Below are 24,643 nucleotides of genomic sequence, written 5' to 3' on the forward strand. Positions count from 1 at the left end.
CGCCGGCTCGCACGGGGACTGCCGCCGGGCCCCGGCCCCTGTCCCCACAGGTGGACGGGGGCCGGGGCCCGGCGGGCTCTACGGCCCCAGCGGCGTCAGGCGCGGGCGAGTTCGCGCTCGCCGCTGTCCCCGCCCTCGGGGCCTGGCCCCTCGGTCAGCTGCTTCTGCAGCTTCTCGCCCTCCACGTCCACGTTGGGCAGCGCCCGGTCCAGCCAGCGCGGCAGCCACCACGCCTTCTTCCCGAGCAGGGCCAGGACGGCGGGCACGATCGCCATGCGCACCACGAAGGCGTCGAAGAGGACGGCGACGGCGAGCGAGAAGCCGATCATCTTGATCATCTGCTCGCTGGAGCCGATGAAGCCGGAGAAGACCGCCATCATGATCACCGCGGCCGCCGTGACCACCCGTGCGCCGTGCTGGAAGCCGGTCACGATGGCCTGGCCGGGGCTCTCGCCGTGGACGTACGCCTCGCGCATCCGGGTCACGAGGAAGACCTCGTAGTCCATGGCGAGGCCGAAGACCACGCCCACCATGAAGATCGGCATCATGCTCATGATCGGGCCGGTCTGCTCGACGCCGAAGAGCGAGCCGAGCCATCCCCACTGGAAGACCGCGACGACCGCGCCGAGCGCCGCGACCACCGAGAGCAGGAAGCCCAGGGCCGCCTTCAGCGGGACGAGGACCGAGCGGAAGACCAGCATCAGCAGCAGGAACGCCAGGCCGACCACGAGCGCCAGGTAGGGCAGCAGCGCGTCGTTCATCTTCTGCGAGAAGTCGATGTTCATCGCGGTCGCTCCGGTGACCAGCACCTCGGCCCCGGTGTCGGCCTTGATGTCCTCGCCCGCGTCACGGATGGCGTGGACGACCTCCTCGGTGGCGTGGGAGGACGGCCGGTCCTTCGGGATGACCGTGATCGTCGCGGTGTCGCCGGCCTTGTTGAATCCGGGCGGGACGACGGCGCTGACGCCGATCGACTCGATCTCCTCGGCGACCCGGTCCGCGGCGGCCTTCCCGTCGGAGCTGTTCTTCGCGTCGACGACGACCATCAGCGGACCGTTGAACCCGGGGCCGAAACCGTCCGAGAGCATGTCGTACGCCTGGCGCTGCGTGGTCGACTTCGGCTGGGCGCCGTCGTCGGGCAGGCCCATCTCCAGCGAGGCCGCGGGTACGGCGATGACGCCGAGGCCGAGGACACCGACCAGCAGGACCCAGACCGGCTTGCGCAGCACGAACCGTGCCCAGCGGGTGCCCATGTTCGGCTTGGCCTCGGGGCGGCTCTTCGCCTCGGGGCGGCTCTCCGCCTCGGCGGCCTTGCGCGCCTTGCGGCCCAGGACCCGCTTGCCGGCGAAGCCGAGGACGGCCGGGACGAGAGTCAGCGCGATGAGGACGGCGATGGCCACCGTGCCGGCCGCGGCGAAGCCCATCTTCGTCAGCATCGGGATGTTGACGACGGCGAGGCCCACCAGGGCGATGACCACGGTGAGGCCCGCGAAGACGACGGCCGATCCGGCGGTCCCGACGGCCCGCCCGGCGGCCTCCTCGCGCTCCCGGCCCTCGGCCAGTTCGGCGCGGTAACGGGAGACGATGAACAGGGCGTAGTCGATGCCGACCGCGAGGCCGATCATCATGGCGAGGATCGAGGTCGTGGAGCCCAGGTCGAGCACGGAAGCCAGCGCGGTGATCGTGGAGACCCCGATGCCGACCCCGACGAGGGCGGTCACCAGCGGAAGTCCGGCGGCGACCAGCGAGCCGAAGGTGATGACGAGGACGATCGCGGCGATGACGACGCCGATGATCTCGGCGGTCCCGGTGTGCGGCATGACCTGGAGGGCGTCTCCGCCGATCTCCACCGTCATGCCGCTCTTCCGCGCGTCCTCGCCCGCGTCCTCCAGGGCCTTGCGGGTGTCGTCGGTCAGCTCCATGGAGGTGACCTGGTAGGTGACCGCTATGTAGGCGGTCGAACCGTCCCGGCTCACCGCCTGCGTCCGGAACGGGTCGGCGGCCTGCGCGATCTGCTGCGAGCCGGACTCCAGCTCCTTGACGATGCCGGTGATGGCGGCCTTGTTGGCGGGGTCGGTGACCTTCTCGCCCTCGGGGGCCCGGAAGACGACCCGCGCGGTCGCGCCGTCCGCGCTCATGCCGGGGTTGCGCTCTTCCAGCAGGTCGAAGGCGCGCTGCGCCTCCGTGCCGGGGATCGAGAAGGAACTGGAGGTGGCGGCGGGTGCGGTGGCCGCACCGATTCCGGCGACCGCCAGCAGCGCCACCCAGATCAGGGCGACGAAGCGGCGGCGGCGGAAGGTCAGCCGTCCGAGCTTGTAGAGGAAAGTGGCCACGGGGGCGTACTCCCGGTCAGGTCGTATGAGGGGAACGGGGCATGAGGAACCAGCCCGACGACGAGAGCGGCGTGTCAGGTGGAGCGTCGGGGAGAGGGCCGTGCGGGTGGGGCGGGTTCGGGGACGTCAGACGCCGAGGGCGGGGAGCACCACGGAATCCACGTACTCCATGAGGAACGCCTGGTCGACAGGGCGGTCCTCGATGAGCTGCCGGGCGGCCAGCGCCCCGATCATCATGTGCGGGACGTACTTCAGCGCCGGGTTGTCCGGACGCAGTTCACCCCGGTCCACCGCCCGTCGCAGCAACTGGCCGAGGCCGGTCATCTCCGGCTCGATCAGCAGCTCGCGCAGGGCTTTGAGCAGCTCGGGGTTCTCGTGGACGGCATGGCTCAGACCCCGCATCAGCGCGGCGTCCTTCTCCATCTGGCAGTCGTCGGTCCGACTCAGCGCGGCACGGAAGTCGCCGCGCAGCGAGCCGGTGTCGATGTCCGCGAGGCTCCCCGGCTCGTTGTGCCGCAGAGCCTTCACGATCAGCTCGGCCTTGGAGCCCCACTGCCGGTAGAGGGTCGCCTTGCTCGACCGCGTACGTGCGGCGACGGCGTCCATGGTCAGGGCGTCGTAACCGACCTCGCGGAGCAGGTCGAGGACGGCCTCGTACAGCTCGCCCTCACGCTCGGGGGTCAGCCTGGTGCGTGCCATGGGCCGACCTCCTCCGCGCTCACCCGGCAGTTCCGTCCGGCAGTTTCGCACAACAGCCCCGCTCAACACTGAACGAAACTGTTTCGTACACATGAACCGTACCCGCGCTTCTCAGCGAAACGAAATCGTTTCGCTTGTGTCGTGCACCACAAGTTGCCCCCGGCCCCGCGCACCGAAAACATTGGGGGGTGAGTGACGACGTCGCGTATCTCCGTTTCCCGCACCTCCACCAGGACATGCTGTGCTTCGCGGCCGAGGACGACCTCTGGGTCGCCCCTCTCGCCGCCGCGGGGCACCGGCCGGGACGGGCCTGGCGGGTGACCGTCGACCGGACGCGGGTCAGCCATCCCCGCTTCTCCCCCGACGGCACCTCCATCGCCTACACGACCTGGCGCACCCTGGACCCCGAGATCCACCTCACCCCGGTGGACGGCGGCCCGGCCCGCAGACTCACCTACTGGGGCTCGACGGACGCGCGGGTCTGCGGCTGGACCCCCGATCCGGGCGGGGCGTCCCAGATCCTCGCCGTCTCCTCGCACAACCAGCCGTTCTCGTACTTCTCCTGGGCCTACAGCGTCCCCACCGACGGCAGCCCCGGCGGCAGGCTCCCCTGGGGTCCGGTCTCCGACATCGCGGTCGCCGACCTCGACGGCGAGCGCCGCACCCTGCTCCTCACCGGCACGCCCCCGCACGAACCGGCCGCCTGGAAGCGCTACCGGGGCGGGGCCATGGGCCGGCTGTGGCTGCACGGCGAACGGCTGCTGCCGGACATCGACGGCCATCTCGCCAACCCGATGTTCGTCGGCCGCCGCATCGCGTTCCTCTCCGACCACGAGGGCGTCGGCAACCTCTACTCCTGCCGGACGGACGGCACCGATCTGCGCCGCCACACCGACCACGACGCCTTCTACGCCCGCAACGCCTCCAGCGACGGCCACCGGGTGATCTACCAGTGCGCGGGCGAGCTGTGGCTGGCGGAGGACCTGGAGTCGCCCGACGCCACCCCGCGCAAGCTGGAGGTACGCCTCGGGGGGCCGCGCACCGGCCGGCGCGTCCACCAGGTGCCCGCCGCCAGCAACGTCGACTCGCTCTCCGTGGACGAGACGGGCCGGGCCAGCGCCGTCACCGTACGCGGCAGCCTCTACTGGCTCACCCACCGCGACGGCCCCGCCCGCACCATCGCCGACACACCGGGCGTACGGGTGCGGCTGCCGGAGATGCTCGGCAGCGGGGGGCGGGTCGCGTACGTCACCGACGCGGACGGACCGGACGCGGTCGAGATCGCGTACCTGCCGCGCGCCAGCGGCGACCGCCCACCGCGCAGGCTGGCCACCGGGCTGCTGGGCCGCGTCCAGGAGATGGCCGCGGACCCGGACGGGGAGCGGCTCGCCATCGCCTCCAACGACGGCCGTCTGCTGCTCCTGGACACGAGCGAGCCGGAGACGGTGGGGGCCACCGGGACGGCGGAGGCGGCAGGGGCGGCAGGAACGGCCGAGGAACCCGGCACGACCGAGCGGTCCCCCAGCGGCTCGACCCGTGCCGACCTCTACGCGGCCACCGGCGCACCGGCCCCGCAGAGCGCCGCCCCGGCCGACCGGCACCCCGGCCTCACCGAGCTGATCCGCTCGGTCAACGGCCCGGTCCGCGATCTCGCCTTCTCCCCCGACGGCGACTGGCTGACCTGGTCGCACCCCGGCGTCGGCCGCTCGCTGCGGCAGATCAAACTGGCCCGGATCTCCGGCCCCGGCGCCCCGGTGATCGTGGACGTCACCAACGGCCGCTTCGAGGACGAGAACCCGGTCTTCACCGAGGACGGCCGCTACCTGGCGTTCCTGTCCTGGCGCGGCTTCGACCCGGTGTACGACGTCCACACCGGCGACCTGTCCTTCCCGCTCGGCTGCCGCCCCTACCTGGTCCCGCTCTCCTCCGCGACCCCGTCCCCCTTCGCGCTCTCCCCGGACGGGCGTCCGGCGGCGGGCGGCCTGGACCCCGTGGACGTGCCGGACGGGGGCGCGTCGGAGGGTTCGACGGTGATGGTGGAGTTCGAGGGGCTGGAGAGCCGGGTGACGCCGTTCCCGGTCTCCGCCTCCAAGTACTCGGCGCTCGCTCCGGTGAGCGGCGGCGGGCTGGTGTGGCTGCGCTGGCCGATCTCGGGGGCGCTGGGCGAGACGTTCGCCAACCCTGCCGACATGTCGGGGCGGCCCACCCTGGAACACTTCAGCATCGCCAAGGCCCGCAGGACCGAACTGGTCGACCACCTCGACTGGTTCGCGGTCAGCGGCGACTCCTCCCGGCTGGTCGTGATGGACGACGGCGAACTGCGCGCCGTACCCGCCACCGAGCCGGGCGACGGCGACTCCACGGTCTACCTGGACCTGCGCCGCATCCTGCACGAGGTCGATCCGGGGGCGGAGTGGCGGCAGGCGTACGGGGAAGCGGGGCGGATCATCCGTTCCTACTTCTGGGAGCCGGACATGTGCGGCATCGACTGGGACGGGGTGCTGGACCAGTACCGCCCGCTGGTCGAACGGGTCGCGTCCCCGGACGAGTTCGCGGATCTGCTGCGCGAGGTGCTGGGCGAGCTGGGCACCTCGCACGCGTACGTCTCCCCGGCCCGCCGCAACGAGGGCCCGCCGCACTACCAGCGCGCGATCGGCCTGCTCGGCGCCAACCTGGTCTGCCGGGACGGTTCCTGGGTGGTCCAGCGCATCCTGCCCGGCGACTCCTCCGACTCCAAGGCGCGTTCGCCGCTGGCGGGTACGGGGATCAGGGAGGGCGCGGTCCTCACCCACGTCGACGGGCGGCCGGTGGACCCGGTGGCCGGACCGTTCCCGCTGCTGACGGCGGCGGGCGGCACCACGGTGGAGCTGACCTTCTCCCCGGCGGGCGGGGGTCCGTCGCGCCGGGTGGCGATCATGCCGCTGGTGGACGAACGGCCGCTGCGCTACCAGGACTGGGTGGCCAAACGCCGGGACGTCGTCCGCGAGTTGAGCGGCGGCAAGTGCGGCTACCTGCACATCCCGGACCTGGGCGGCTCCGGCTGGGCCCAGTTCAACCGGGACCTGCGCCTGGAGGTGGCGCGGCCGGCACTGATCGTGGACGTCCGGGGCAACGCGGGCGGCCACATCAGCGAGCTGGTCGTGGAGAAGCTGACCCGCACGATCCTCGGCTGGGACCTGACCCGCAACGCCCAGGCGGTGAGCTACGCCTCGAACGCGCCGCGCGGCCCGGTGGTCGCCCTGGCCGACGAGGCGACCTCCTCGGACGGCGACATGATCACCGCCGCGTTCCGGCTGCTGAAACTGGGCCCCGTGGTGGGCCAGCGCACCTGGGGCGGCGTGGTCGGCATGACCGGCCGCCACCGGCTGGGCGACGGCACGTCGATCACGGTGCCGATGAACGCGGCCTGGTTCGACACGTACGGCTGGTCGGTGGAGAACCACGGCGTGGAGCCGGACGTGGAGGCCCTGCGCACCCCCCTGGACTGGGCGGAGGGCCGCTACGCGGTTCTGGACGACGCGGTCCGCCTCGCCCTGGAACTGCTCGAAGCCCACCCGGCGGCCACCCCTCCGTCGTACGACACGGCCCCGAACCTGAGCCGGCCCCCGCTCCCGCCGCGGTAGGGGCCGCACGGGCTCAGCCACGGCCCCCGTCCGTCCTCGCGAAACGCGTCTGCCCAGGCTCGCCCCCGGCCGGCGCATCGTGTTGTTGACGGTGTTCCGCAAGACCAGGCAACGTGAGGGCGGCGAGGTCGATCGAGCCAGGCAGGCGCAGCAGACGTGCGAACCCGACCATGGGCCGGCCGAGCACAGCTACGACCGGACGCAGGAGGAGAGCCCATGAACCACTCCGCTTGGAGAACCCGCCGGACCCGGAAGCTTCTGGGCGAGAGGGTCGAGGAGTCCACCGCCTACATCGAAGCCGGCCACGCGTTCGCCCTGGGGCAGGCCGTCTACGATCGTCGCACCGCACTCGGACTCTCCCAGGCCGAATTGGCGCGCCGGGCCGGTATGCCCCAGCCGCAGATCTCCAACATCGAGGGCGGCGACTCCGTGCCCACCCTCCCGCTGCTGGCACGTCTCGCGACTGCCCTGGACGCGTCCCTGAGCATTGACCTGGACGGCGACACGTCGGCCTTCGCGTTCACTCCCCACGAACGCCATCGCCCGGAAGAACCCACGAGCGGACGGCACTCCGCGGCCTGATCGGAGGCCGCACGGGACCGATCGCCCGGCGAGCGCGACGGCGCGTACGTCCGGCGATCGAGGGCACGGGAGCGCCCCGCACATGACGGAGGCGCACCCGGAAGTCCGGGTGCGCCTCCTGGCGCGACGCGTACGCACGCGCGGACCGCAGCGCGTACGCGTCACACTTCAGCGACCGTCAACGGTCAAAACGCTCGCGCGCCCGGTCCGCCGCGTCCTGGGCACGGTCCTTCATGCCCGAGGAGGAGTCCGGCTTCCGGTCGCCGCGGGCCGGGGAGGTGTGGCCCTCGGCCTCGCCCTTGCCCTGGCCGGCCTTCTGCTCGGCCTGGTCGGCGAGTTCCTGCGCCTTGTCCTTGAACTGGTCTGCGATACCCATGCTGTTCACTCCTGTGGGATGCGTGGGGTGCGTACGAGGGTGGCCCCCCGCGGGGCCGTGATCAGCCTCGCACGCACCGACATACCGCGCATGTCGGACCGCTACCCACCGTGACGCACGGCTGGGCCGCGCCCCTATGGACGCTCCGCACGCTCCGCGCGCGCGTCCTGGTCCGCCGCTCCCCCGGCCCCCACCAGCCCCTTGGACACGGTGTGCAGACGCGGCTCCACGCGCCGCATCTCGCGCGGTCCGCCGATCGCGATGACGGAGGGGAGGTAGCCGCGGACCGACTGCATCCCGCGCAACCACCACTGGGCGTAGACGTGCGGGGAGCGGCGGGCGATGCCGTCCACGATCCGGTCGACCGCCGGGCCGAGCGGGTACGTGCGGTTCATCGGCCACGGCAGCCGCTGCCGCAGCTCGCGCATCACGTCGTCCTGGTCCGCACCGCGCACCATGTCGGTGTCGGTCCAGGAGAGGTAGCCGACGCCGACCTTCACACCCTTGTAGCCGACCTCGGCGCGCAGGCTGTGCGCGAACGCCTCGACGCCCGACTTGGACGCGCAGTACGCGGTCATCATCGGGGCCGGGGTGATCGCGGCCAGCGACGCTATCTGGAGGAAATAGCCGCGGCTCTCCATCAGCACCGGCAGGAAGGCCCGCCCGGTGACCGCGCCGCCGATGAGGTTGACCTCGATGACCCGCCGCCAGGCGTCCGGGTCGGAGTCGGCGAACGGGCCGCCGGCCGCGACGCCCGCGTTGGCGACGACCACGTCCACCTTGCCGAAGCGCTGCTTGACCTCGCGGGCGACCCGGGCCATCGCCTCATGGTCGGTGACGTCGGCGAACCAGTGGTCGCTCTCGCCGTGCAGCCGCTCGGAGACCTGCTTCAGCTCGTCCGGTTCCAGGCCGACGAGCGCCAGCGTCGCACCGCGTGCGGACAGCTTGCGGGCCAGCAGTTCGCCCACGCCGCGGGCCGCGCCGGTGACGACGACGACCTGCCCCTCCAGACTCCGCTTGCCGCTCATGCGACATCCTCCTTCCCGGCCGTGGCGGCCTTCCCCTCGGTGGCCGTCCTCGTGGCGGCCGCCCCCTGCGCTCCCGCTCCCGTGGCGACGTACCGGGTGACGAGCTCCCTGATCTTCGCGGTGACGGCCTCCGGGGCCTCCACCGGCGTCATGTGGCCCATGCCCGCCAGCTCGGTCAGCCCGAGGCCGACCGGCAGGGCGTCCGCGATGGCCCGTGCGTGGACCGGCGGGGTCAGCCGGTCGTCCGTGCCGGCGATCACCGCGGTCGGCACCCTCAACTCCCGCACGCCCGGAGCGAGGTCCAGTTCCGCGAGCACATGGCCCCAGGCCACCCGCGCCCGGCGGGGGCAGGCGTGCACGATCCGGGCGCAGGCGTCCACCCGGTCCGGCGCCGAACCGGCCCCCATCGTCGCGTACTTAAGGACCTTCTTCGAGACCGGGTTGACCGGCCCGAGGGGCGCCTTCGCGCCCAGTACGGCGGTGGTGATCCGGGTCCGCAGCACCCCCGCGCGGATCGGCACGACCAGGGCCTCGGCGGTGAGCCGCGTACTGCCGGTGGAGCAGAGCAGGACGGCGGCGGCGTGCTCGCGCAGCGCGGGCCGGGCGGCGGCGGCCATCACCGTCATCCCGCCCATGGAATGCCCGGCGATCACCGCCCTGCGGCCCGGTTCGAGCGTGGCGGTGAGGACCGCTTCGAGGTCGTCGGCCAGCGCGTCCGTGCTGTAGCCGCCGGGGCCCGGATCGGGGCTGAGCCCGTGTCCGCGCTGGTCGTAGGCGATGACCCGGTGGTCGATGGCCAGGTCGCGGATCTGGGCGTCCCAGAAACGGGTGTTGCAGGTCCAGCCGTGGGCCAGGACCACCGCGGGGGCGTCCTCGGGGCCGTGCAGTTCGACGTGGACGCGCGCGCCGTCGGCGGACCGTACGGCCAACTCGGCGGCGGGCACCGGCGGTACGGTGTCGCGGTGCAGGAGGCGGCTCATCGCGCGGCCTCCTCGGCGACGGGTCCCGCGTCCGAGGTGGCGGGTGCCGCGTCCGACGCGGCGGTCACGGTCTCGCGGTCGGTGCGGCCGGGCTGCTCGGGCACGCGCCCGCTCCCGACGGCCCTCGGCGTGCCGCCGGCCCGGACGACGTCGTACTCCGCGAGGTCCACCGACCGGGTCTCCCGCCGGAACTCGCTCGTGGTGCCCGGCCAGACCGTGGTGTTGCGGCCCTCCGCGTCCAGGTACCAGCTGGTGCAGCCGCCGGTGTTCCACACGGTGCGCTTCATCCGCTGCTGGACCTTGTCGTTCCACGCGGTGACGGAGGCGTCCCGCGCGTCGAGCGCGGCCCGTCCGCCCAGCACGTTCAACTGCCGCAGGTAGTCGGCCATGTAGTTCAGCTGGGACTCGATCATCAGGATCATGGAGGAATTGCCGAGCCCGGTGTTCGGGCCGATGATCGTCATCCAGTTGGGGAACCCGGCGGCGGTCGCACCGCGCAGCGAGTTCATGCCGTCCTTCCAGGTCTCGGCGAGGGTGATCCCCTCCGTGCCGACGACCCGTTCCGCGATCGGCATGTCCGTCACATGGAAGCCGGTGCCGAAGATGATCGCGTCGGCCTCCGCCTCGCTCCCGTCGGCGCCGACCACCGTGGAGCCGCGCACCTCGCTGAGACCGGCGGCGACCACGTCCACATTGGGCTGGGCGAGTGCGGGGTAGTAGGTGTTGGAGAGCAGGATGCGCTTGCAGCCGATGCGGTAGTCCGGGGTCAACTTGGCCCGCAGCACGGGGTTCTTGATGGCCCGCGCCATGTTGGACTTGGCCAGCTTCTCCACCAGGCCCAGCTGCTGGGGGTGCTTGGTGAAGGCGCTCACCTGCAACTCCCTGATGCCCCACAGCAGTCCGCGACGCGCGGTGCCGGTGGCGGGTATCGCCCGGTGGAGTGCGCGCTCGGCCTTGCCGATGGCGCGGTCCATGCGCGGCATGACCCAGGGCGGGGTGCGCTGGAAGAGGGTGAGCTTCGCGGTCTTCGGCTGGATCGCCGGGATGATCTGGATCGCGGAGGCGCCGGTGCCGACCATCGCGACGCGCTTGCCGGCCAGGTCGTAGTCGTGGTCCCAGCGCGCGGAGTGGAAGACCTTGCCGGGGAAGGAGTCGAGCCCCGGTATGTCCGGCATCTTGGGGTCGGAGAGCGGCCCGGTCGCGGAGACGACCACGTCGGCGCGCAGGATCGATCCGTCAGCACCTTCGATCACCCAGTACAGGTTCTCCTTGTCCCACGTCATCAGCTTCACCTCATGGTTCAGCCGGATGTGCGGACGGAGCCCGAAGGTGTCGGCGACGCCTTCCAGGTAGGCCCGGATGTGCTCCTGGCCGGAGAAGGTGCGCGGCCAGTCGGGGTTGGGCGCGAACGAGAAGGAGTAGAGATGGGACGGTACGTCGCAGGCGCAGCCGGGATAGCTGTTGTCGCGCCAGGTGCCGCCGACCGAGCCGGCCCTCTCCAGCACGACGAAGTCGGTGATGCCTTCGCGGCGCAGCCGGACGGCGGCCCCCAGGCCCCCGAATCCGGTTCCGATCACCGCCACACGTACGTGTTCCTGCTGGGCCATGCTGCCGCCTCCCCGCGGTACGTCACACCACTCTGCCAGCAATCACTGGCATGGTTCGGAGAGTAGAGCAGGACCGTACTGATGGGTAGGGGGCAGACCGGGGAAAGTTACCGGCGGTACAACATAGGGTGCCCCTGTGGCTGAAGGACGCGAGCACCGCGAATACCGCATGGAGGAGCTGGCCAAGGAGGCGGGCATCACCGTGCGGACCCTGCGCTTCTACCGCGAGCGCGGGCTGATCCCGCCGCCCCGGCGCCAGGGCCGTATCGCCTGGTACGACGACCACCACCTGGCCCGCCTGCGCACCATCACCGGCCTGCTGGAGCGCGGCCACACCCTCAACGGCATCGCGGACCTGGCCGCCACCTTCGAGAGCGGGCGCGACGTCGCCGAGGTGCTGGGCCTGGGCGAACCCACCGAGGAGACCCCGGTCCGCCTCACCCCGGAGCAGCTCGCGGACTACTTCGAGGGCGAGGTCACCCCGGAGAACCTGGCCACCGCCCTCGACCTGGGCTATCTCGCCACCGACGGCGACGAGATCGTGCACATCAGCCGCCGCCTCCTGGAGGTGTCGGCGGAGCTGGTACGGGAAGGGGTGCCGCTGTCCACGGTGCTCTCCTCGGGCCGCCGCGTCCGCGAGCACGCGGACGCGCTCGCCGAAATCTTCGTACGCGTACTGCATGCCCACGCCCAGGAGACCGAACCGGCCCAACTCCGCCCGCTGGCCCGCGCGGTGGTGGACGCCGAACTGTCCATGGCGCTGGACCGCAGGCTCCGGCGCGAGGACGGCACACAGCCCCCGAAGGCGTGAGCGCCGGCGCGCGGCCCGCATGAGCCCTTACGCGCCGGTCCCCGCGCACACCGGCGCACCGGCCCCACGTCCGGCCATCGCGCACGCCCCCGCGAACGCCCATCCCTCGTGCGCGTCCACGCGCCCAGCCACCGCTCGTGGACGACCGTCGCGGGCTACCGCTCGTAGACGACCGTCACGGGCGCGTGGTCGCTCCAGCGTTCGCCGTGCGTGGCCGCCCGCTCCACCCACGCCTTCACCGCACGCGCGGCCAGTCCCGGCGTGGCCATCTGGTAGTCGATGCGCCAGCCGGTGTCGTTGTCGAAGGCGCGCCCCCGGTAGGACCACCAGCTGTACGGCCCCTCGACGTCCGGGTGCAGCGCCCGGACGACATCGACGTAGGCGGCCTCCTCCAGGACGCGGGTCAGCCAGGCGCGCTCCTCGGGGAGGAAGCCGGAGCTCTTGCGGTTGGCCTTCCAGTTCTTCAGGTCGGCCTCCTGGTGGGCGATGTTCCAGTCGCCGCAGACCACGACCTCACGGCCGTCGGCCGCCGCACGCTCCTTGAGCCCCTGGAGGTAGGGCAGGAAGGCCGCCATGAAGCGCTCCTTCTCGTCCTGGCGCTCGGTGCCGACCTCGCCGGAGGGCAGGTACAGGCTCGCCACGGTGACGCCGGGGAGGTCGATCTCCACGTACCGGCCGCTCGCGTCGAACTCCTCCGCACCGGCGACCCCGTGGCCCCCGAACCCGATCTGGACCCGCTCGGGGGCCTGCCGCGAGTAGAGCGAGACACCGGCCCGGCCCTTGGCGGCGGCGGGCGCGTGAACGGTGTGCCACCCCTCGGGGCTACCCACCCCCTCGGGCAGCTGGGCGAGCTCGGCCCGCACCTCCTGGAGGCAGATCACATCGGCGTCGGTCCCCGCCAGCCACTCGACGAAGCCCTTCTTGGCGGCGGCGCGGAGGCCGTTAACATTCACGGAGGTAACGGTCAGCATCCGTAAACAGTACCTACTCACTCCGACGCACAGATTTGCGATGTTCAGCATGCTCATTCACCCGCGGACGTTCGACCACCCCGACGCCGTCAAACTCAATGACCAGGTGCAGCTCGAATACGCCGAGCGCTACGGCGAGGAGGGCGATGTCACACCGCTCGACCCGTCGATGTTCACGCCCCCGCACGGTCTGTACCTGATCGCCTACGACGAGCGCGAGCGCCCGGTGGCGACCGGCGGCTGGCGCACCCAGGACCGCAACGACCAGGGCTACCGGGACGGCGATGCCGAGATCAAGCGGATGTTCGTGATACCCGAGGGACGCGGCAGGGGCCTGGCCCGGCGGATGCTGGCGGCCCTGGAGGAGGACGCCCGCGCGGCCGGCCGTGTCCGCATGGTCCTGGAGACCGGCGACCAGCAGCCGGAGGCCGTCGCGCTGTACACGTCCAGCGGCTACTCGGTGTGCGAGAAGTTCGGCTACTACCGGGACTACGCGAGCAGCATCTGCATGTCCAAGCCGCTCCGGCAGCCCGGAGCATGACCCGGCGCGCCGGAGCCTGATCCCTACCTCGGGGCGGCCAGCACCTGGGTCCAGTACGGGCCGCGCGGGGAGTCGGCGAGGCCCACGCCGACGTGGGTGAAATCGCAGTTGAGAAGGTCGTGGCCCGAGCCCGCCCGCCATTCCTCGACGACCGCCGCCGGATCGCTCGTCCCGGTGGCGATGGTCTCCCCCACGGCCGACCAGTCGTACCCTGCGGCCTCGACCCGCTCGCCCATGCCCCGGCCCGACGAGTCGGTGTGGGCGAAGTAGTTCTGTGCGGCCATGTCGGCGGAGTGCCGCCGGGCGACCTCGGTCAGCCGGGGGTCGGTAGCCAGCTCCGGGCAGCCGTTGGCGGCGCGCAGGGTGTTGACCCGCGTGACCACGCGCGCGTCCGGTCCGGGGCGCGGCTCGGCGGGCGCGGCCGGCGGGGGCGTCGGGGTGGCGGCGGGGAGCCGGGACACGGTGGGCGTCCGGCTGGGCGTGGGCGTGGGCGTCGGAGAGAGTGCGGAACGCGTGGGGCGCGGCTCGGCGGAGGTGTGCGCGGCAGACGGCACGGGGCTGGAGGTGGCACCACCGCCCCGCGCCTCGGGCGGGCCGGGCGCGGAGGGCCAGATCAGTACGGCGAGGGCGGTCACGGCAGCCGCCCCGGCCATGAGCCCCGCCGCCTTCCCCACCGAGAACGCGGCGGACGCGGACGGTGCGGCGGGTGCCGTCGCGGAGGCGGTGACCGGGCCCGCCGATGAGGCGACAGCGGCCGCCGTCTGCTGCCCGGTGTCGTAGAGGGGCACCACGAGGGCGAGCCCGGAGAGCAGTCCCTCCGCGGGGACCAGACCCGTACTGCCCTCGGAGCAGGAGGCGCAACCGCGTACGTGGCGGGCGATCCGTTTGCGCCACAGGGGCGTCGGCGTACCGTCCCAGTCGCCCAGCAGGTCCGCCAGGGCCGGGCAGCGGGGGTCGGACGCCAGGGCGCGGACGACGGTACGGCCGACGTCGAGCTGGTTCTTCACCCGCTGGACGCGTACGGCGGCGTGCTGCGGGGAAAGGCCGAGCCCCTCGGCCAGCTCGGACCGGGTGAGGTCGCCGGTCGTCTCCAGCCACCACAGGGACAGCACATCGCGTTCGGCGTCGTCCAGCCAGCGGGTCGCCTCGGCCGTCTCGCGCCGCTGTCCGGAGAGTTCGAGGCGCAGGATCGTCAGGTCGACGAAGTCGGCGGCCGGGTCGGCGGGCTCCTCGGCCGCCTCCAGCGGGGCGGGCCGGTGGCCGAGACCGGACCAGCGGCTGCGCACCTGGTTCATGGCGATGGCGACGAGCCAGGAGCGGAAGCGCGCCGGTTCGCGCAGCGCGTGCAGTCCGGACAGGGCCCGGAGCATGGTCTCCTGCACCACGTCGTCGACGTCGGGGTGCCCGTTGAGGGCGCGCCCGACGACGTTGTAGACGAGGGGGAGGTACTGGGCGGCCAGCCGCTCCCCGGCGGCCCGGTCGCCGTTCCTCGCCGCGACGACGAGAGCGGTGCTGTCCACGGCCATCACGCCCCTTCGTTCCGTTCACCACGTGCGGTCGGTCGCCTGCGTGCCCCGCCCCGCCGTGTGTGCGTTCCGGTTCGCCCCGGATGTGGGGCAGGTCACGCCCGCGGGTTCTGTTATCCGCCCGCCGCCCGGTGGTCCACCAGTATGCGGGGGCCCGTAGGCCGGCCCGCCGGGAGAGTTCCGGGACAACGGGAGAGACATGTCGAGCAGAGCGGACACCGACGAGACATGCGGCGGCGGCCCGGAGACCGCGGGGGCGCCGGCCGAAGGGCCGTCCTTCACCGGTCCCGACACCACAGCGGCGCGCGCGGGACAGCCCGCGCGCCCGGAGGAGGCGCACATCACCGCGGCGCGGACCGGCAGGGCCATCACCGCCTCGGCCCTGCACGCGGCCGCGACCGGCGCCGACACCTTCCCGGCAGTCCTGCGGGAGGCGCTGAGCCGGCGCGGGCTGTCCCTGGAGCGGGTGAGCGAACGGCTCAAGGCGCGCGGCATCACCATCAGCCGGGCCACCCTCAGCAGTTGGCAGCGCGGGCGCAGCCAGCCGGAGCGGGCCCGTTCCCTGCGGGCGGTGGAGGTGCTGGAGGAGATCCTGGAACTGCCCGCCGGAACCCTGCGCTCGCTGCTCGGACCGCGCCGCCCGCGCGGCCGGACCACCCAGCCGGATTCGGAGGGCGCGGCGCTCCAGATCCTCGGGGAGGACTCGGTGGTGGAGAAGGCGCTCGGCGCGCGCTTCCGCCACTTCAACCAGGAGACCAGCTCGCTGATGGTCCACGACATCGTGCGGGTCGGCGAGAGCGGCACCCTGAGCGGGCTCTCCACCACCAACGTGCTGCGGGCCGGCCGGGCCGGGGCCGACCGGGCGGTCTTCGTGCTCAGCTTCGACGACGAGGCGGCCGAGCCGGTCGACATCAGGGTCACCTGCGGGCGGCTGGTCGAGGCCACCTACCTCAAAAGGCTCACATCGCTGGTGCTGGAGATCCACTTCGGCCGGAAACTGGCCAAGCTCGACACCACGGTGGTGAGTTACGCGGTCGAGGTGAGCCCGTCCGACACCCCGGCCACGCACTACGAACGCTGGTCGCGGACGAACCTCCACGAGTACCTCCAGCAGGTCTTCTTCCACCCCGGCGCCCTGCCGGCGGACTGCCACCGCTACGTCCGGGAGAAGGTCGGCGCCCCGCCCCGCGCCAGGCGGCGGGTCCCGCTGGGCGCCGCGCACGACGTCCATGTGCTCACCTCCCGGTGCAAGCCCGGCGTGCACGGGGTGGCGTGGGACTACGGGACCGGGACAGCTGGGACGGGAGGCCGCCCAGGGTGAGTGGACGGCCTCCCGCGTACAGGGGGGGGGTTGGCCTTCGGCAGGTCTGGGACCGTGCTGTTCCGTTCCGTTCCCGATGTCCGTTCCGTTCCCGGCGCGGGCTACTTGGTGTTGAGCGTCAGCCCGTAGTACGCGAGGGCGTCGTCCAGCGGCTGGAAGTAGGACGAGCCGGGCGAGTTGACCTGGCCGTTGCAGCGCTGGCCGGACGGGCCGCCGGACGTCATGCCCTGGGCCTGGTAGCCGGAGACGTACGCGCCGCCGCTGTCCCCGCCCTGGGTGCAGACGCTGGAGCTGGCCAGACCGGTCACGACGGTGTCCGGACCGCCGTTCTGGTCGGTGTAGGTGACGCTGACGTTGTACGAACCGACCTTGCCGCAGGTCCAGCCGGTGGTCTGGCCGGACTTGCAGAGCGCCGCGCCGGAGGGGGCCCGCTTGCTGCCCCTGACCGGGACGGTGCCGGCCTTGCCGTACGTGGTGATGTCGAGGCCGATCGCGTGGCCGGCGTCGACGGCCGCGATGCCCATGTCCACGCTGCGGGTGCCCAGCGCGAACCGGGTGTGCGTGCCCCGGGCGAACCGGGTGCCGTTGTACGCCAGCACCGGCAGGTCCTCGATGCAGTGCCCGGCGGTCACGAGCACCTGCCTGCCGTTGCGGTCCTTGGCGCCGTAACCGACGGAGCACAGGTAGCCGTTGAAGGTCATCCGGCTGCCGGGCGGAACGACGGCCTGGGTCTCCAGCTTCTCCTGGCCCTCCACGACGCGCACGGCGTCGCCGTTGCTCTTCGCGGCCTTGAGGAAGCTGCGGGTGGCCGCGTCCGACGCGCCGTTGACCTCGACGGTCACGGTGTCCGACGCGAGGTCGACGGACCAGGCGGAGACTCCTGCCGGGGCGCTTTCGAGCGCCTTGGCGTCGAGCTCGGCCTTGATGCGGCCGAGTTCGCCCTCGCCCCGCTCGGGGACCCGCGCCCGGAGACCGGCGGCCCGGACCTCCTTCGCCGCTGCGACGTCGGCGGCGTTGACGACCAGCGAACCGTCCTCGGCGAAGAAGGCCCCGAGCGTGTCGACCCGGTCCTTCCGCAGCTCGGCGAAGCGGTCCTGCTGCCGGGCTTCGCGGTCCAGCCGCCGCACGGCGGCCTTCTCGCTGACGCCGAGGGTCGTGGCGAGCGCCTCGATCATCTCCGGGTGGTAGGCCGCCGCCGCGGGGGCCGAGGGCTCTCCTGTCGTACCGGCGTAGGCCCCTGTGGCGACTCCGGCCGACAGAAGGGCGCCGATGGAGGCGGCCACGATGTATCTGCGCGCGTTCTTCTTTCCGTGCTTCACGCGAATCCTTCCGCTACGCGGGCGAGCGTCCAGACAATGGGGGGGGTGGCCACACCGCGCTTGGGGAGGCGCGAGGTGCTCCGGGGACACTGCCCGGCGGCGATGACATGTTCCTGTCGCCGCGCCTCGAACTCTGGCGTAGCCGGAACTGCCGCGACAAGAAGTGGCGGTGGGGCTCTTTTCTACAGAACTGGCCGAGAACTGTAGAGAAGACACCGGCCGTTCACCGCCCGGCACCCCGCCGGACCTGCGCGGCCACCCGCCGACGGGCACGGCGTCGACCACGGCCGCACCGCCGCACGGCCCGTCCGGGCGACCCACGCGACACCGCCGAACACCGCACCGCCGCACCACAGAGCACCGCCGCACCGCAGAGCACCGACCGCCGAGCCGACCGCCGACCGCCGACCGCCGACCGCCGACCGCCGAAGGGACGATCGAACGTGACCGACCGGCATGACGTCTGAAGCCTGCGATGCCCGAGTCGCCGATGGGAGGGCGAGGTGACCCATGAGATCCGGCCGTGCCCCCGCTGCCGGGTCCGGGGCGTCCACATGGCCGTCGAGGTGCACCGGGAAGACGGGGGCGGCACTCGGCGGCGCCCCGCCCCGCTGCCGGGCGACACCTCGATGTAGAGGTGGCGCGCTCTCCTCCCTCCCCTCCCGGACCCGGTCTCGCTGGGCGAGGGCGGCACCCCGCTGGTCCCTCTGCGGCACCTACCGGACGTCCGGATCAAGGACGAACGCGCTGGAACGTTCGCTGCGATCGCTGGGAGCCGAGGTCCGCCTCACCGCCACCTGGCACGCGCGGTGGACGGAACTGGAACGCGGGGTCCGCGACCAGGGCTGGTTCCCCGTCAGCAACTACGGCGTCCCGCCCGTGAGCAGCCAGCCCGTCGGCGTACGCTCCTACCGCTCCCTCGCCTACGAGATCGCCGAGCAGCGGGACTGGTCCGTACCCGACTGGATCACCGTGCCGGTCTCCCGCGGGGACGCCCTCTGCGCACTGGTGGCGGGCTTCGACGAGCTCCGGCGGCTCGGCTGGACTTCCCGGACCCCTCGGATGCTCGCGGTGGTGCGCTTCCCCAGCCTCCAGGAGGCGATCCGGAACGGCGGCGAGCAGCCCGAGCCGAGCCCGTACCCCGACACGGTGGCGGCCCTGTCGATCAGCGCCCCCCGGGCGACGGCCGCCGTACGAGCGGCCCGTCACAGCGGCGGCGACGTCCTGGTCGTCGACGACGACACCCTCACCGCCGCCCGGGCGAAGGCCGCCTCCCACGGCCACCTGGTCGAACTCTCCTCCGCCGCGGCCCTGGTCGGCGCGACCGCACTCCGGCAACGCGGCGACGGCGGCGGCATCGTGGCCCTGATCACGGCGAGGGGGTGACCACAGGGAATCGCCGACAGCGGGCGGGCGGTGGGGGCGGCACTCGGCCTGGAAGGGGCAGCGCCCCGCCCGAAAGGCACGCGCAGCTCACCCGCGAGCCGGGCGACCGGCCCCGGATCGCCGCCCGGGGCGTCCCGGTCCCCGGCGCGGGGCGGTCGGTCGAGCGGCCTGACGGTCGAGCGACGAAACCTGTGGACGCGCGCAGGTCAGGAACCGGAATGCCCGGTCCGCATATGGCCGTCGATGCTCCGGACGACCTCGCGCAGCGCGTCGTGCGAAACCCGGGGAATCCAACGGGTCACCTGGGCGGACAGCGCCGCGGGCTCCGGAAACATCACGAGCACCGCTTGGGCCTCGGCTGCCGGCCGGAAGAACGTCTCGCTGCAGAAGGGGTGCTCCGCCTCGATGTAGGCGGCGACCGCATCGGCCGGTGAGGAGTGCTCGCCGTCGTAGACCCAGGTGGCGCCGAATCCGGAAAGCTCCGGAAAACGGGCTGCTGCTTCCCAGCGCGCCGGCGGAAGAGCGGCGAATCCGGCGTCCGGCTCCTGCTCTACGGCCCTGAGGGAACGGGCCGGCGTGCGCAGGTACTCGTCTCCCGGAATGCCGCCACGCGCCTCGTCCAGCCGCTCGGTGAACGCACGCGGGAAGAATGCCGCGTTCTCCGAACGGAGCAGGTCGGCCGTGTGATCGAGCAGGGCCGCGACGGACACGACGGGAAGCAGCCAGTCCGACGGGCCGGGGACCCGCGCGGTACGGACGAAACGCCCGAGCTCGTCGTCCAGGTCGAGCACGCCCCGTGACTCCCGGACGCGCAAGGCCGCTTCGACCACACGCCTGAGCGGCCCGTCGAAGAAGAGGGCGCCGGTGTGCGAGATCACGTCGCGCTCCTCTCCGGGAAAGGTCCGAGGGTCTCAGCGGGGACCCGGGATATGACGCGATCACCACAACAGGAGGTGGCCCGGATCACCCTCGACCTGCTCGCATGGTCGCCCGGACCCATGCCCGTCCCGGTCGACGACCCCGCAGATGCCCAGCCGGCGCGACAGTGCGGACCATCGCACTGCCGGAACAACCGAAACGGCCCGCCGAAGAAGAAGAAACCGACGAACCAGCAGGAATGATCGACGCTGGTTGACAGCATTCCAGTCCGGATGATCACATGACCCCCATTGATGCTACGGGAGGTATTCAAAGTGACACTGGAGCGTTTGGTGGCACAAGCGCAATTCTTGGACAGTGCCCAGCTGGAGATGCTGGAGGAGATGGCCCAGGCTTTGCAGCAGCCGTGCGAGGTTCGAGTCCATCCTGATTCCGATCTGGCCGGCGGCGCATTCAGTGATTACTTTTTGAACCGCCTGAAGATTCATCACGCAACATCGGAGGAGAAGTTCAAGAAGGCCTCGTTCGAATATGCCTTCATCGCTGCGGCCCGCTACGCGGGCCTCTCGGCTCACAAAACAAGATCGCAGACCTTCCAAGGCGCTGATGCCGTAGTCGGCGGGGTGCGCTGGTCACTGAAGACCGAGGCATCAGCAGGCATAAGCAAGGCGTCCATTGTGGTCTCGAAGTTTTCCGAGGCTCGCTGGATCCGCGATTGCGAGACACCCGGCGATTTTGCTCGTGAATGTGTGCCACGGTTCCTTGCACACCTGGACGAGTACGACAGGATCGCCACGCTGCGCGCCTTTTCGGTGGGGCCCGAGCGTGTGCACTACGAACTCGTGGAGATACCGAAAGAACTCTTGATGCGCGCGGCCGACCTCACGGAAGGCGACTTCACGGCGCGAACGAAAAACGGAGGCAGCTCTGCGCTCGTCCGGGACGCCAGTGGCCTCGCCTTCAAGTTGGTTCTCGACGGGAGCGTGGAAAAGGTCACTCTGAGTCGGCTCCCGGTCAAGCGCTGCTGGTCCCACGCGAGTTGGACGGTGCCCACCATTCCCGAGGACGAGGAATAGCCGAAGGCGCATCGCGCGGCGGCACCGTCCCGCGGAACGGTGCTCCGCCGCGCCGGCATCACGCTGCGGCGAACCCCACGGGGACCGGCTGGTCCGAGGACACGATGTCATCGGCTCGCAGGCTCGTTCCGGGCAGCACGACGCTTTCCAGCTCGGGCTGCCTGCCTGTCAGGACCCACTCGGCCACGTGTGCCAACTGGTACGAGATGAGCGGGGGCACCGCGTCGCCGATGTGGCGGTACATGTTGGAGACCGAACGCGCCTTGAAGATGTAGTTCTCCGGAAAGCCCGACAGAAGGCCGAGCTCGCGCACGGTGCACAGCCGGTCCTGTTCGGGATGCGTGTACCTTCCGTTCCCGAAGTGTGAGCACTCCCGCTTGATCGTGGGCGAGGGCCTGTCCCACCACAAACGCCCGTAGATGTCGGGATAGGAACCGAATTTTCCGGCGTCGATCGTCCTTTTCATGGCCGGCGTCAGAACGATGTCGGCATCCGGGTGTTCTCGCATATCGATCCACGATCCGCCGTCGCGGGGGGTGGCCTTGAGCCGTCTGAGCGTGACGTCCGTACCGATGGAAGGCGAGAGGTGCATGGGATCGGCTGGATGCCGTTCGCCCGCCGCCGCCCGAGGCAGATGACTGATCGCCCGCCGTACGGCGATGGCTTCCGGCTTCACGGTTGAATCACCCCACAGCTCCTCAAGGGTGTGGAGCTGCTTGTCCTCACGAACGGCGATGACCAGAGCCCGCTCACGCTGCTGCGGCAGTCCGAACCTCGTGAGCATGTGCGTACCTGCGTGAACGCTGTAGCGCATGTCCTTCAAGTCTGCGCGGAGCTGCTCGAAGTGATGCCGGAAGTTCCCCTGAAGCATTTCCCGCGCATTCTCCATCACCACGATGGAAGGCATCATTTCTGCGACAAACTCCGCGGTCTTCGCGATCAGCGAATTCCGTGCATCGTCTTCGATATGATTCTTCGGGTTGGCTCGGGACAAACCTGTGCAGGGGGGGCAAGCGCTGAGTACGTCGAGCTCTCGCCCCTGAAGCCTCACGTCCAGAAGGGACCGTAGCCGCGATCCGGAAAGTTCAGCAATGTCTTCTTCGAACGGCTGAATGTGCATGTTGGCCGCGTAAGTGTCATTGCACTCCAGCGTCCCCCTGCCGCTGCTGGGCTTACCCAGCTGGGCATCGACGGCCCCGACCAGCTCAAAGTCGCCATGTGCATGAAACCCATAGCTCATTCCGCCGGCGCCGCTGAAAAGGTCGGCAAACGTCCATCGTTGCATCCAGCTGTCCTTTCCTCGGCGACCGCAGCAGTCGCCGACTGATCCTAACGAACTCCTCAACGCTCGATGAGGATCCCCGTCAGCACCCATGGTGGCGGGAGCCACTGACTTCGCGGCGCGCGCTGTCCTCTCATCCGTCCCCGGTCGTGGCCGGAGGAGCAGGACGCGCCAGTGGCAGCCGGCGACAGAGCATCAGCGGAGTCTACGTGGTGCTGCTGCTGGGAACGGATGCTCCGGCGGGGCAACCGGGACGACCGGGCGTCCACAAGTCTTGGAATGACTCCGGCCTGAAGCTGCACCGGCGCGGGGGATTACGGCCCCCTCCACTCCAGCTCCCGCCCGCCCCGGCGCGGAAGGCATCGCCACACGCTCGCGGGCGATCGCGCACCCGGACGCCATCCGCGACAAGGGCGGCATCCGCCGGCATCGGCCTGGAACCCGCCCACCAGCCCGCCGGCCCCAATACGCCGCCCTCTCCCATCCCGAGCGGGCACCGAACACCCCGAGCGGGCATCGAACGATCCCTGAAACGACGAAGATCCCGCCCGATCTTTCGATCGGACGGGATCTCGTCAACGCTTCTGAGCTAGCTCAGAAACTGTCGGTTGTGGGGTGTTCACGAGTAGGTCTGACCTGCGGCGATGCCAGGTCTTCACACCCTCTTTCCCGCGAACCGCATGACCACTTCCCGAATCGCCATGTCCACAACAAACGCATCACCCGCACGCCGCACCAAGTTGGCTATTTGATTAGCCACAAGAAAGCCTTCGAACATGGGATACCTGCCAGCTCCACGATTGCACCGCATCGCGAAGGTCATCGCGATCGACCTCACTCACCGCATCGCCCTGCTGCCCCCAGAGGCCGGTCACCCGAAGTGGACTCTCCCTCAGCGCCCGGCTCTGCTGGGCGCCAACTACACAGACACCGCATACCGACTCTGTCGCGACCTCTTCCCCGTGCGTCCGATGAGAATCGGCACAGTCACTGGCCACCGCTGGGCTTCCGCCCCCGAACGCGCCACCTTGCGGAGGGAGGAGCGCTTTCACATCGTCCGAGTCGCTGCGGGGTCAGCTGATGAAATCTCGGGCAGGAACATCTTCTGGACTCCCCGAGCCACCCTCGACCTCTGGCTGGACCACCCCGAGGTCGAGACCGTGAAGGTCCTCACCGACGGCTACCTTGACGGCTGACTTCCAGACGGAACGATCACTTTGGACTAACATGTCATCGGGTCTGCTGCACCTTCAGGTGACAGTGACTTGCCCCGCATGTGCTCGGCCATCGACCAGCCGACCACGCGCCTTGAATGCATTTCGATGACCGTGGCCAGGTACAACCAGTCGTTCCTGACCGGCTAGTACGTGATGTTTCCGAACCAGCGGACATCCGTTCTCGGCTCGGTGAAGTCCCGGCCCACCAGGCCCGGGGCCTTCGGCGCCCGTGCGTACTGGACGGTGGTGCGCTTGCCTTTCCGCAGGTGGCGGCCGGTGATCCCGGCGGCCCGCATCAGCCTCGCCAACCGCTTGTGGTTCACCACCGGACTGGATTCCCGCAGCTCACGCGTGATCCAAGGAACGCCGTAGGCGCCCTTGGTCTCGATGTAAATACTGCGGATCTGCTCGGTCAGCACTGCCTCCGCCGCCGCACCGAGCGCACCAGCCAGGTCCCGCCCGTGGCACCCTAGGTACGCGAAACCGATCACCACCACCTACCGACAGTCACCTGTCAGCCTGCGACATAGTCGTCATCCTGAAGCCGCACCGCGCCCTTCATCCGCACCGTGCACTCATCCGGCGCCTCCGCCACGACTCGGCCGCGGCACGCCACGAAGCGGCGATCTCACGCCTCGCCCCAGAGGCGGAGATCGTCTACTTGCGTGGTCGCCGCGCTTCCCGTCGGTGGCTCATCCGCCTCACAGGCACCCCCAACCCTTGGTAGAGAGGCCAAGCTCAGCTACTCGCGACCCTCACCGCCCACCTTGTTCATCCAGATGATGCGGTTCTCGAAACCACCCCGCTCGGCGGCCTTGCTCGCGCGAAGGCGTTCCAGATCGTCCAGAGTCATGCCTAGATTGCGCGCAAGCGCTTGAACTACTTCAAGTACATCGGCGAGCTCTTCCTTGGCGATCTCGCCGTCTGCCTGAAGGAACTCGTCAGTCTCCTCGCTCAGCTTGTCACGCAGCCGTTGCCGATACTCCGACGCATCGGCGACGTACGAAACCGGCTCTTCGCCGTTCCTGCGGATGATCTCCGGGATCCGGTCCCGTACGAGCTTCCCGCCCGCCCTCATCAGGAACA

At 70.8% G+C, this 24,643-nt stretch carries 21 protein-coding genes; 8 read left to right on the forward strand and 13 right to left on the reverse strand.

What is annotated here, in order from left to right; all coding sequences use genetic code 11:
* Positions 1–95: 95 nt before the first annotated feature.
* Both QFZ71_RS11505 and QFZ71_RS11510 read right to left on the reverse strand, forming a co-directional pair.
* Positions 96–2,333: an MMPL family transporter gene (locus tag QFZ71_RS11505; protein ID WP_307668156.1), complete on the reverse strand. Its 2,238-nt coding sequence runs from the start codon at positions 2,331–2,333 to the stop codon at positions 96–98.
* 126 nt (positions 2,334–2,459) lie between these two features.
* On the reverse strand, positions 2,460–3,032 hold the full coding sequence (locus QFZ71_RS11510; RefSeq protein ID WP_307668157.1) for a TetR/AcrR family transcriptional regulator: 573 nt from the start codon (positions 3,030–3,032) through the stop codon (positions 2,460–2,462).
* Between the two features lie 188 nt (positions 3,033–3,220).
* Here QFZ71_RS11510 and QFZ71_RS11515 point away from each other — a divergent pair, with 188 nt between their 5' ends.
* Both QFZ71_RS11515 and QFZ71_RS11525 read left to right on the forward strand, forming a co-directional pair.
* A complete protein-coding gene (locus tag QFZ71_RS11515; RefSeq protein WP_307668158.1) occupies positions 3,221–6,655 on the forward strand; it encodes a S41 family peptidase in 3,435 nt (1,144 codons plus the stop codon).
* A 216-nt stretch (positions 6,656–6,871) separates the two neighbouring features.
* On the forward strand, positions 6,872–7,237 hold the full coding sequence (locus QFZ71_RS11525; RefSeq protein WP_307668159.1) for a helix-turn-helix domain-containing protein: 366 nt from the start codon (positions 6,872–6,874) through the stop codon (positions 7,235–7,237).
* A 178-nt stretch (positions 7,238–7,415) separates the two neighbouring features.
* On the opposite strand, the gene QFZ71_RS11530 is transcribed toward QFZ71_RS11525, so the two are convergent.
* From QFZ71_RS11530 to QFZ71_RS11545, 4 genes are all read right to left on the reverse strand, one after another.
* Positions 7,416–7,613 (reverse strand): hypothetical protein, encoded by a 198-nt coding sequence (locus tag QFZ71_RS11530; RefSeq protein ID WP_307668160.1) that lies wholly within the window; start codon positions 7,611–7,613, stop codon positions 7,416–7,418.
* A 134-nt stretch (positions 7,614–7,747) separates the two neighbouring features.
* The gene (locus tag QFZ71_RS11535; protein ID WP_307668161.1) at positions 7,748–8,641 is read right to left on the reverse strand and encodes an SDR family oxidoreductase; all 894 of its coding nucleotides are present in this window, start codon (positions 8,639–8,641) and stop codon (positions 7,748–7,750) included.
* Positions 8,638–9,621, reverse strand: a complete 984-nt coding sequence (locus QFZ71_RS11540) for an alpha/beta fold hydrolase (RefSeq protein ID WP_307668162.1) — start codon at positions 9,619–9,621, stop codon at positions 8,638–8,640. Before QFZ71_RS11540 ends, QFZ71_RS11535 begins: the two co-directional genes overlap by 4 nt.
* Positions 9,618–11,228, reverse strand: a complete 1,611-nt coding sequence (locus QFZ71_RS11545; RefSeq protein WP_307668163.1) for an NAD(P)/FAD-dependent oxidoreductase — start codon at positions 11,226–11,228, stop codon at positions 9,618–9,620. The genes QFZ71_RS11540 and QFZ71_RS11545 overlap by 4 nt, the downstream gene beginning before the upstream one ends.
* Before the next feature lie 169 nt (positions 11,229–11,397).
* Between QFZ71_RS11545 and QFZ71_RS11550 the strand changes: the two genes are divergently transcribed.
* Positions 11,398–12,039 carry a MerR family transcriptional regulator gene (locus tag QFZ71_RS11550; RefSeq protein ID WP_307671417.1) on the forward strand — a complete coding sequence of 214 codons (642 nt, stop codon included), beginning with the start codon at positions 11,398–11,400 and terminating at the stop codon, positions 12,037–12,039.
* 155 nt (positions 12,040–12,194) lie between these two features.
* Here the strand turns inward: QFZ71_RS11550 and QFZ71_RS11555 are convergent, their stop codons facing one another.
* Positions 12,195–13,010 carry an exodeoxyribonuclease III gene (locus tag QFZ71_RS11555; protein ID WP_307668164.1) on the reverse strand — a complete coding sequence of 272 codons (816 nt, stop codon included), beginning with the start codon at positions 13,008–13,010 and terminating at the stop codon, positions 12,195–12,197.
* A 49-nt stretch (positions 13,011–13,059) separates the two neighbouring features.
* On the opposite strand from QFZ71_RS11555, the gene QFZ71_RS11560 reads away from it, so the two are divergent.
* Complete coding sequence (locus QFZ71_RS11560) at positions 13,060–13,551, forward strand: GNAT family N-acetyltransferase (protein ID WP_307668165.1); 492 nt, start codon at positions 13,060–13,062, stop codon at positions 13,549–13,551.
* Positions 13,552–13,574: 23 nt separating this feature from the next.
* On the opposite strand, the gene QFZ71_RS11565 is transcribed toward QFZ71_RS11560, so the two are convergent.
* The gene (locus tag QFZ71_RS11565; RefSeq protein WP_307668166.1) at positions 13,575–15,077 is read right to left on the reverse strand and encodes a sigma-70 family RNA polymerase sigma factor; all 1,503 of its coding nucleotides are present in this window, start codon (positions 15,075–15,077) and stop codon (positions 13,575–13,577) included.
* 199 nt (positions 15,078–15,276) lie between these two features.
* Between QFZ71_RS11565 and QFZ71_RS11570 the strand changes: the two genes are divergently transcribed.
* The gene (locus QFZ71_RS11570) at positions 15,277–16,398 is read left to right on the forward strand and encodes a helix-turn-helix transcriptional regulator (protein WP_307668167.1); all 1,122 of its coding nucleotides are present in this window, start codon (positions 15,277–15,279) and stop codon (positions 16,396–16,398) included.
* Between the two features lie 101 nt (positions 16,399–16,499).
* Here the strand turns inward: QFZ71_RS11570 and QFZ71_RS11575 are convergent, their stop codons facing one another.
* A complete protein-coding gene (locus tag QFZ71_RS11575) occupies positions 16,500–17,717 on the reverse strand; it encodes a S1 family peptidase (protein WP_307668168.1) in 1,218 nt (405 codons plus the stop codon).
* 510 nt (positions 17,718–18,227) lie between these two features.
* On the opposite strand from QFZ71_RS11575, the gene QFZ71_RS11580 reads away from it, so the two are divergent.
* Positions 18,228–19,103, forward strand: a complete 876-nt coding sequence (locus QFZ71_RS11580; RefSeq protein ID WP_307668169.1) for a pyridoxal-phosphate dependent enzyme — start codon at positions 18,228–18,230, stop codon at positions 19,101–19,103.
* A gap of 206 nt (positions 19,104–19,309) precedes the next feature.
* Here the strand turns inward: QFZ71_RS11580 and QFZ71_RS11585 are convergent, their stop codons facing one another.
* Positions 19,310–19,981, reverse strand: a complete 672-nt coding sequence (locus QFZ71_RS11585) for a hypothetical protein (protein ID WP_307668170.1) — start codon at positions 19,979–19,981, stop codon at positions 19,310–19,312.
* 315 nt (positions 19,982–20,296) lie between these two features.
* Here QFZ71_RS11585 and QFZ71_RS11590 point away from each other — a divergent pair, with 315 nt between their 5' ends.
* On the forward strand, positions 20,297–21,058 hold the full coding sequence (locus QFZ71_RS11590) for a hypothetical protein (protein ID WP_307668171.1): 762 nt from the start codon (positions 20,297–20,299) through the stop codon (positions 21,056–21,058).
* A 58-nt stretch (positions 21,059–21,116) separates the two neighbouring features.
* Here QFZ71_RS11590 and QFZ71_RS11595 read toward each other — a convergent pair whose 3' ends face one another.
* Positions 21,117–22,343 (reverse strand): DNA cytosine methyltransferase, encoded by a 1,227-nt coding sequence (locus tag QFZ71_RS11595; protein WP_307668172.1) that lies wholly within the window; start codon positions 22,341–22,343, stop codon positions 21,117–21,119.
* A 773-nt stretch (positions 22,344–23,116) separates the two neighbouring features.
* On the opposite strand from QFZ71_RS11595, the gene QFZ71_RS11600 reads away from it, so the two are divergent.
* Positions 23,117–23,536 carry a hypothetical protein gene (locus tag QFZ71_RS11600; protein WP_307668173.1) on the forward strand — a complete coding sequence of 140 codons (420 nt, stop codon included), beginning with the start codon at positions 23,117–23,119 and terminating at the stop codon, positions 23,534–23,536.
* A gap of 164 nt (positions 23,537–23,700) precedes the next feature.
* Here QFZ71_RS11600 and QFZ71_RS11605 read toward each other — a convergent pair whose 3' ends face one another.
* The gene (locus tag QFZ71_RS11605) at positions 23,701–23,976 is read right to left on the reverse strand and encodes an IS3 family transposase (protein WP_307668174.1); all 276 of its coding nucleotides are present in this window, start codon (positions 23,974–23,976) and stop codon (positions 23,701–23,703) included.
* Positions 23,977–24,299: 323 nt separating this feature from the next.
* Entirely contained in the window at positions 24,300–24,635 is a 336-nt protein-coding gene (locus QFZ71_RS11610) for a nucleoside triphosphate pyrophosphohydrolase (RefSeq protein WP_031082445.1), read from the reverse strand.
* Between the last annotated feature and the right edge of the window lie 8 nt (positions 24,636–24,643).

Origin of the sequence: Streptomyces sp. V2I9 (assembly GCF_030817475.1) — a bacterium.
GTDB lineage: Bacteria > Actinomycetota > Actinomycetes > Streptomycetales > Streptomycetaceae > Streptomyces.

Bases quoted from the DNA above. Each gene is read 5' to 3' on its own strand.
- QFZ71_RS11510 (WP_307668157.1), bottom strand. From the start codon at position 3,032: ATGGCACGCACCAGGCTGACCCCCGAGCGTGAGGGCGAGCTGTACGAG.
- QFZ71_RS11525 (WP_307668159.1), top strand. From the start codon at position 6,872: ATGAACCACTCCGCTTGGAGAACCCGCCGGACCCGGAAGCTTCTGGGC.
- QFZ71_RS11530 (WP_307668160.1), bottom strand. From the start codon at position 7,613: ATGGGTATCGCAGACCAGTTCAAGGACAAGGCGCAGGAACTCGCCGAC.
- QFZ71_RS11535 (WP_307668161.1), bottom strand. From the start codon at position 8,641: ATGAGCGGCAAGCGGAGTCTGGAGGGGCAGGTCGTCGTCGTCACCGGC.
- QFZ71_RS11540 (WP_307668162.1), bottom strand. From the start codon at position 9,621: ATGAGCCGCCTCCTGCACCGCGACACCGTACCGCCGGTGCCCGCCGCC.
- QFZ71_RS11545 (WP_307668163.1), bottom strand. From the start codon at position 11,228: ATGGCCCAGCAGGAACACGTACGTGTGGCGGTGATCGGAACCGGATTC.
- QFZ71_RS11550 (WP_307671417.1), top strand. From the start codon at position 11,398: ATGGAGGAGCTGGCCAAGGAGGCGGGCATCACCGTGCGGACCCTGCGC.
- QFZ71_RS11555 (WP_307668164.1), bottom strand. From the start codon at position 13,010: ATGCTGACCGTTACCTCCGTGAATGTTAACGGCCTCCGCGCCGCCGCC.
- QFZ71_RS11560 (WP_307668165.1), top strand. From the start codon at position 13,060: ATGCTCATTCACCCGCGGACGTTCGACCACCCCGACGCCGTCAAACTC.
- QFZ71_RS11565 (WP_307668166.1), bottom strand. From the start codon at position 15,077: ATGGCCGTGGACAGCACCGCTCTCGTCGTCGCGGCGAGGAACGGCGAC.
- QFZ71_RS11570 (WP_307668167.1), top strand. From the start codon at position 15,277: ATGTCGAGCAGAGCGGACACCGACGAGACATGCGGCGGCGGCCCGGAG.
- QFZ71_RS11580 (WP_307668169.1), top strand. From the start codon at position 18,228: ATGAGATCCGGCCGTGCCCCCGCTGCCGGGTCCGGGGCGTCCACATGG.
- QFZ71_RS11595 (WP_307668172.1), bottom strand. From the start codon at position 22,343: ATGCAACGATGGACGTTTGCCGACCTTTTCAGCGGCGCCGGCGGAATG.
- QFZ71_RS11600 (WP_307668173.1), top strand. From the start codon at position 23,117: ATGGGATACCTGCCAGCTCCACGATTGCACCGCATCGCGAAGGTCATC.
- QFZ71_RS11610 (WP_031082445.1), bottom strand. From the start codon at position 24,635: ATGAGGGCGGGCGGGAAGCTCGTACGGGACCGGATCCCGGAGATCATC.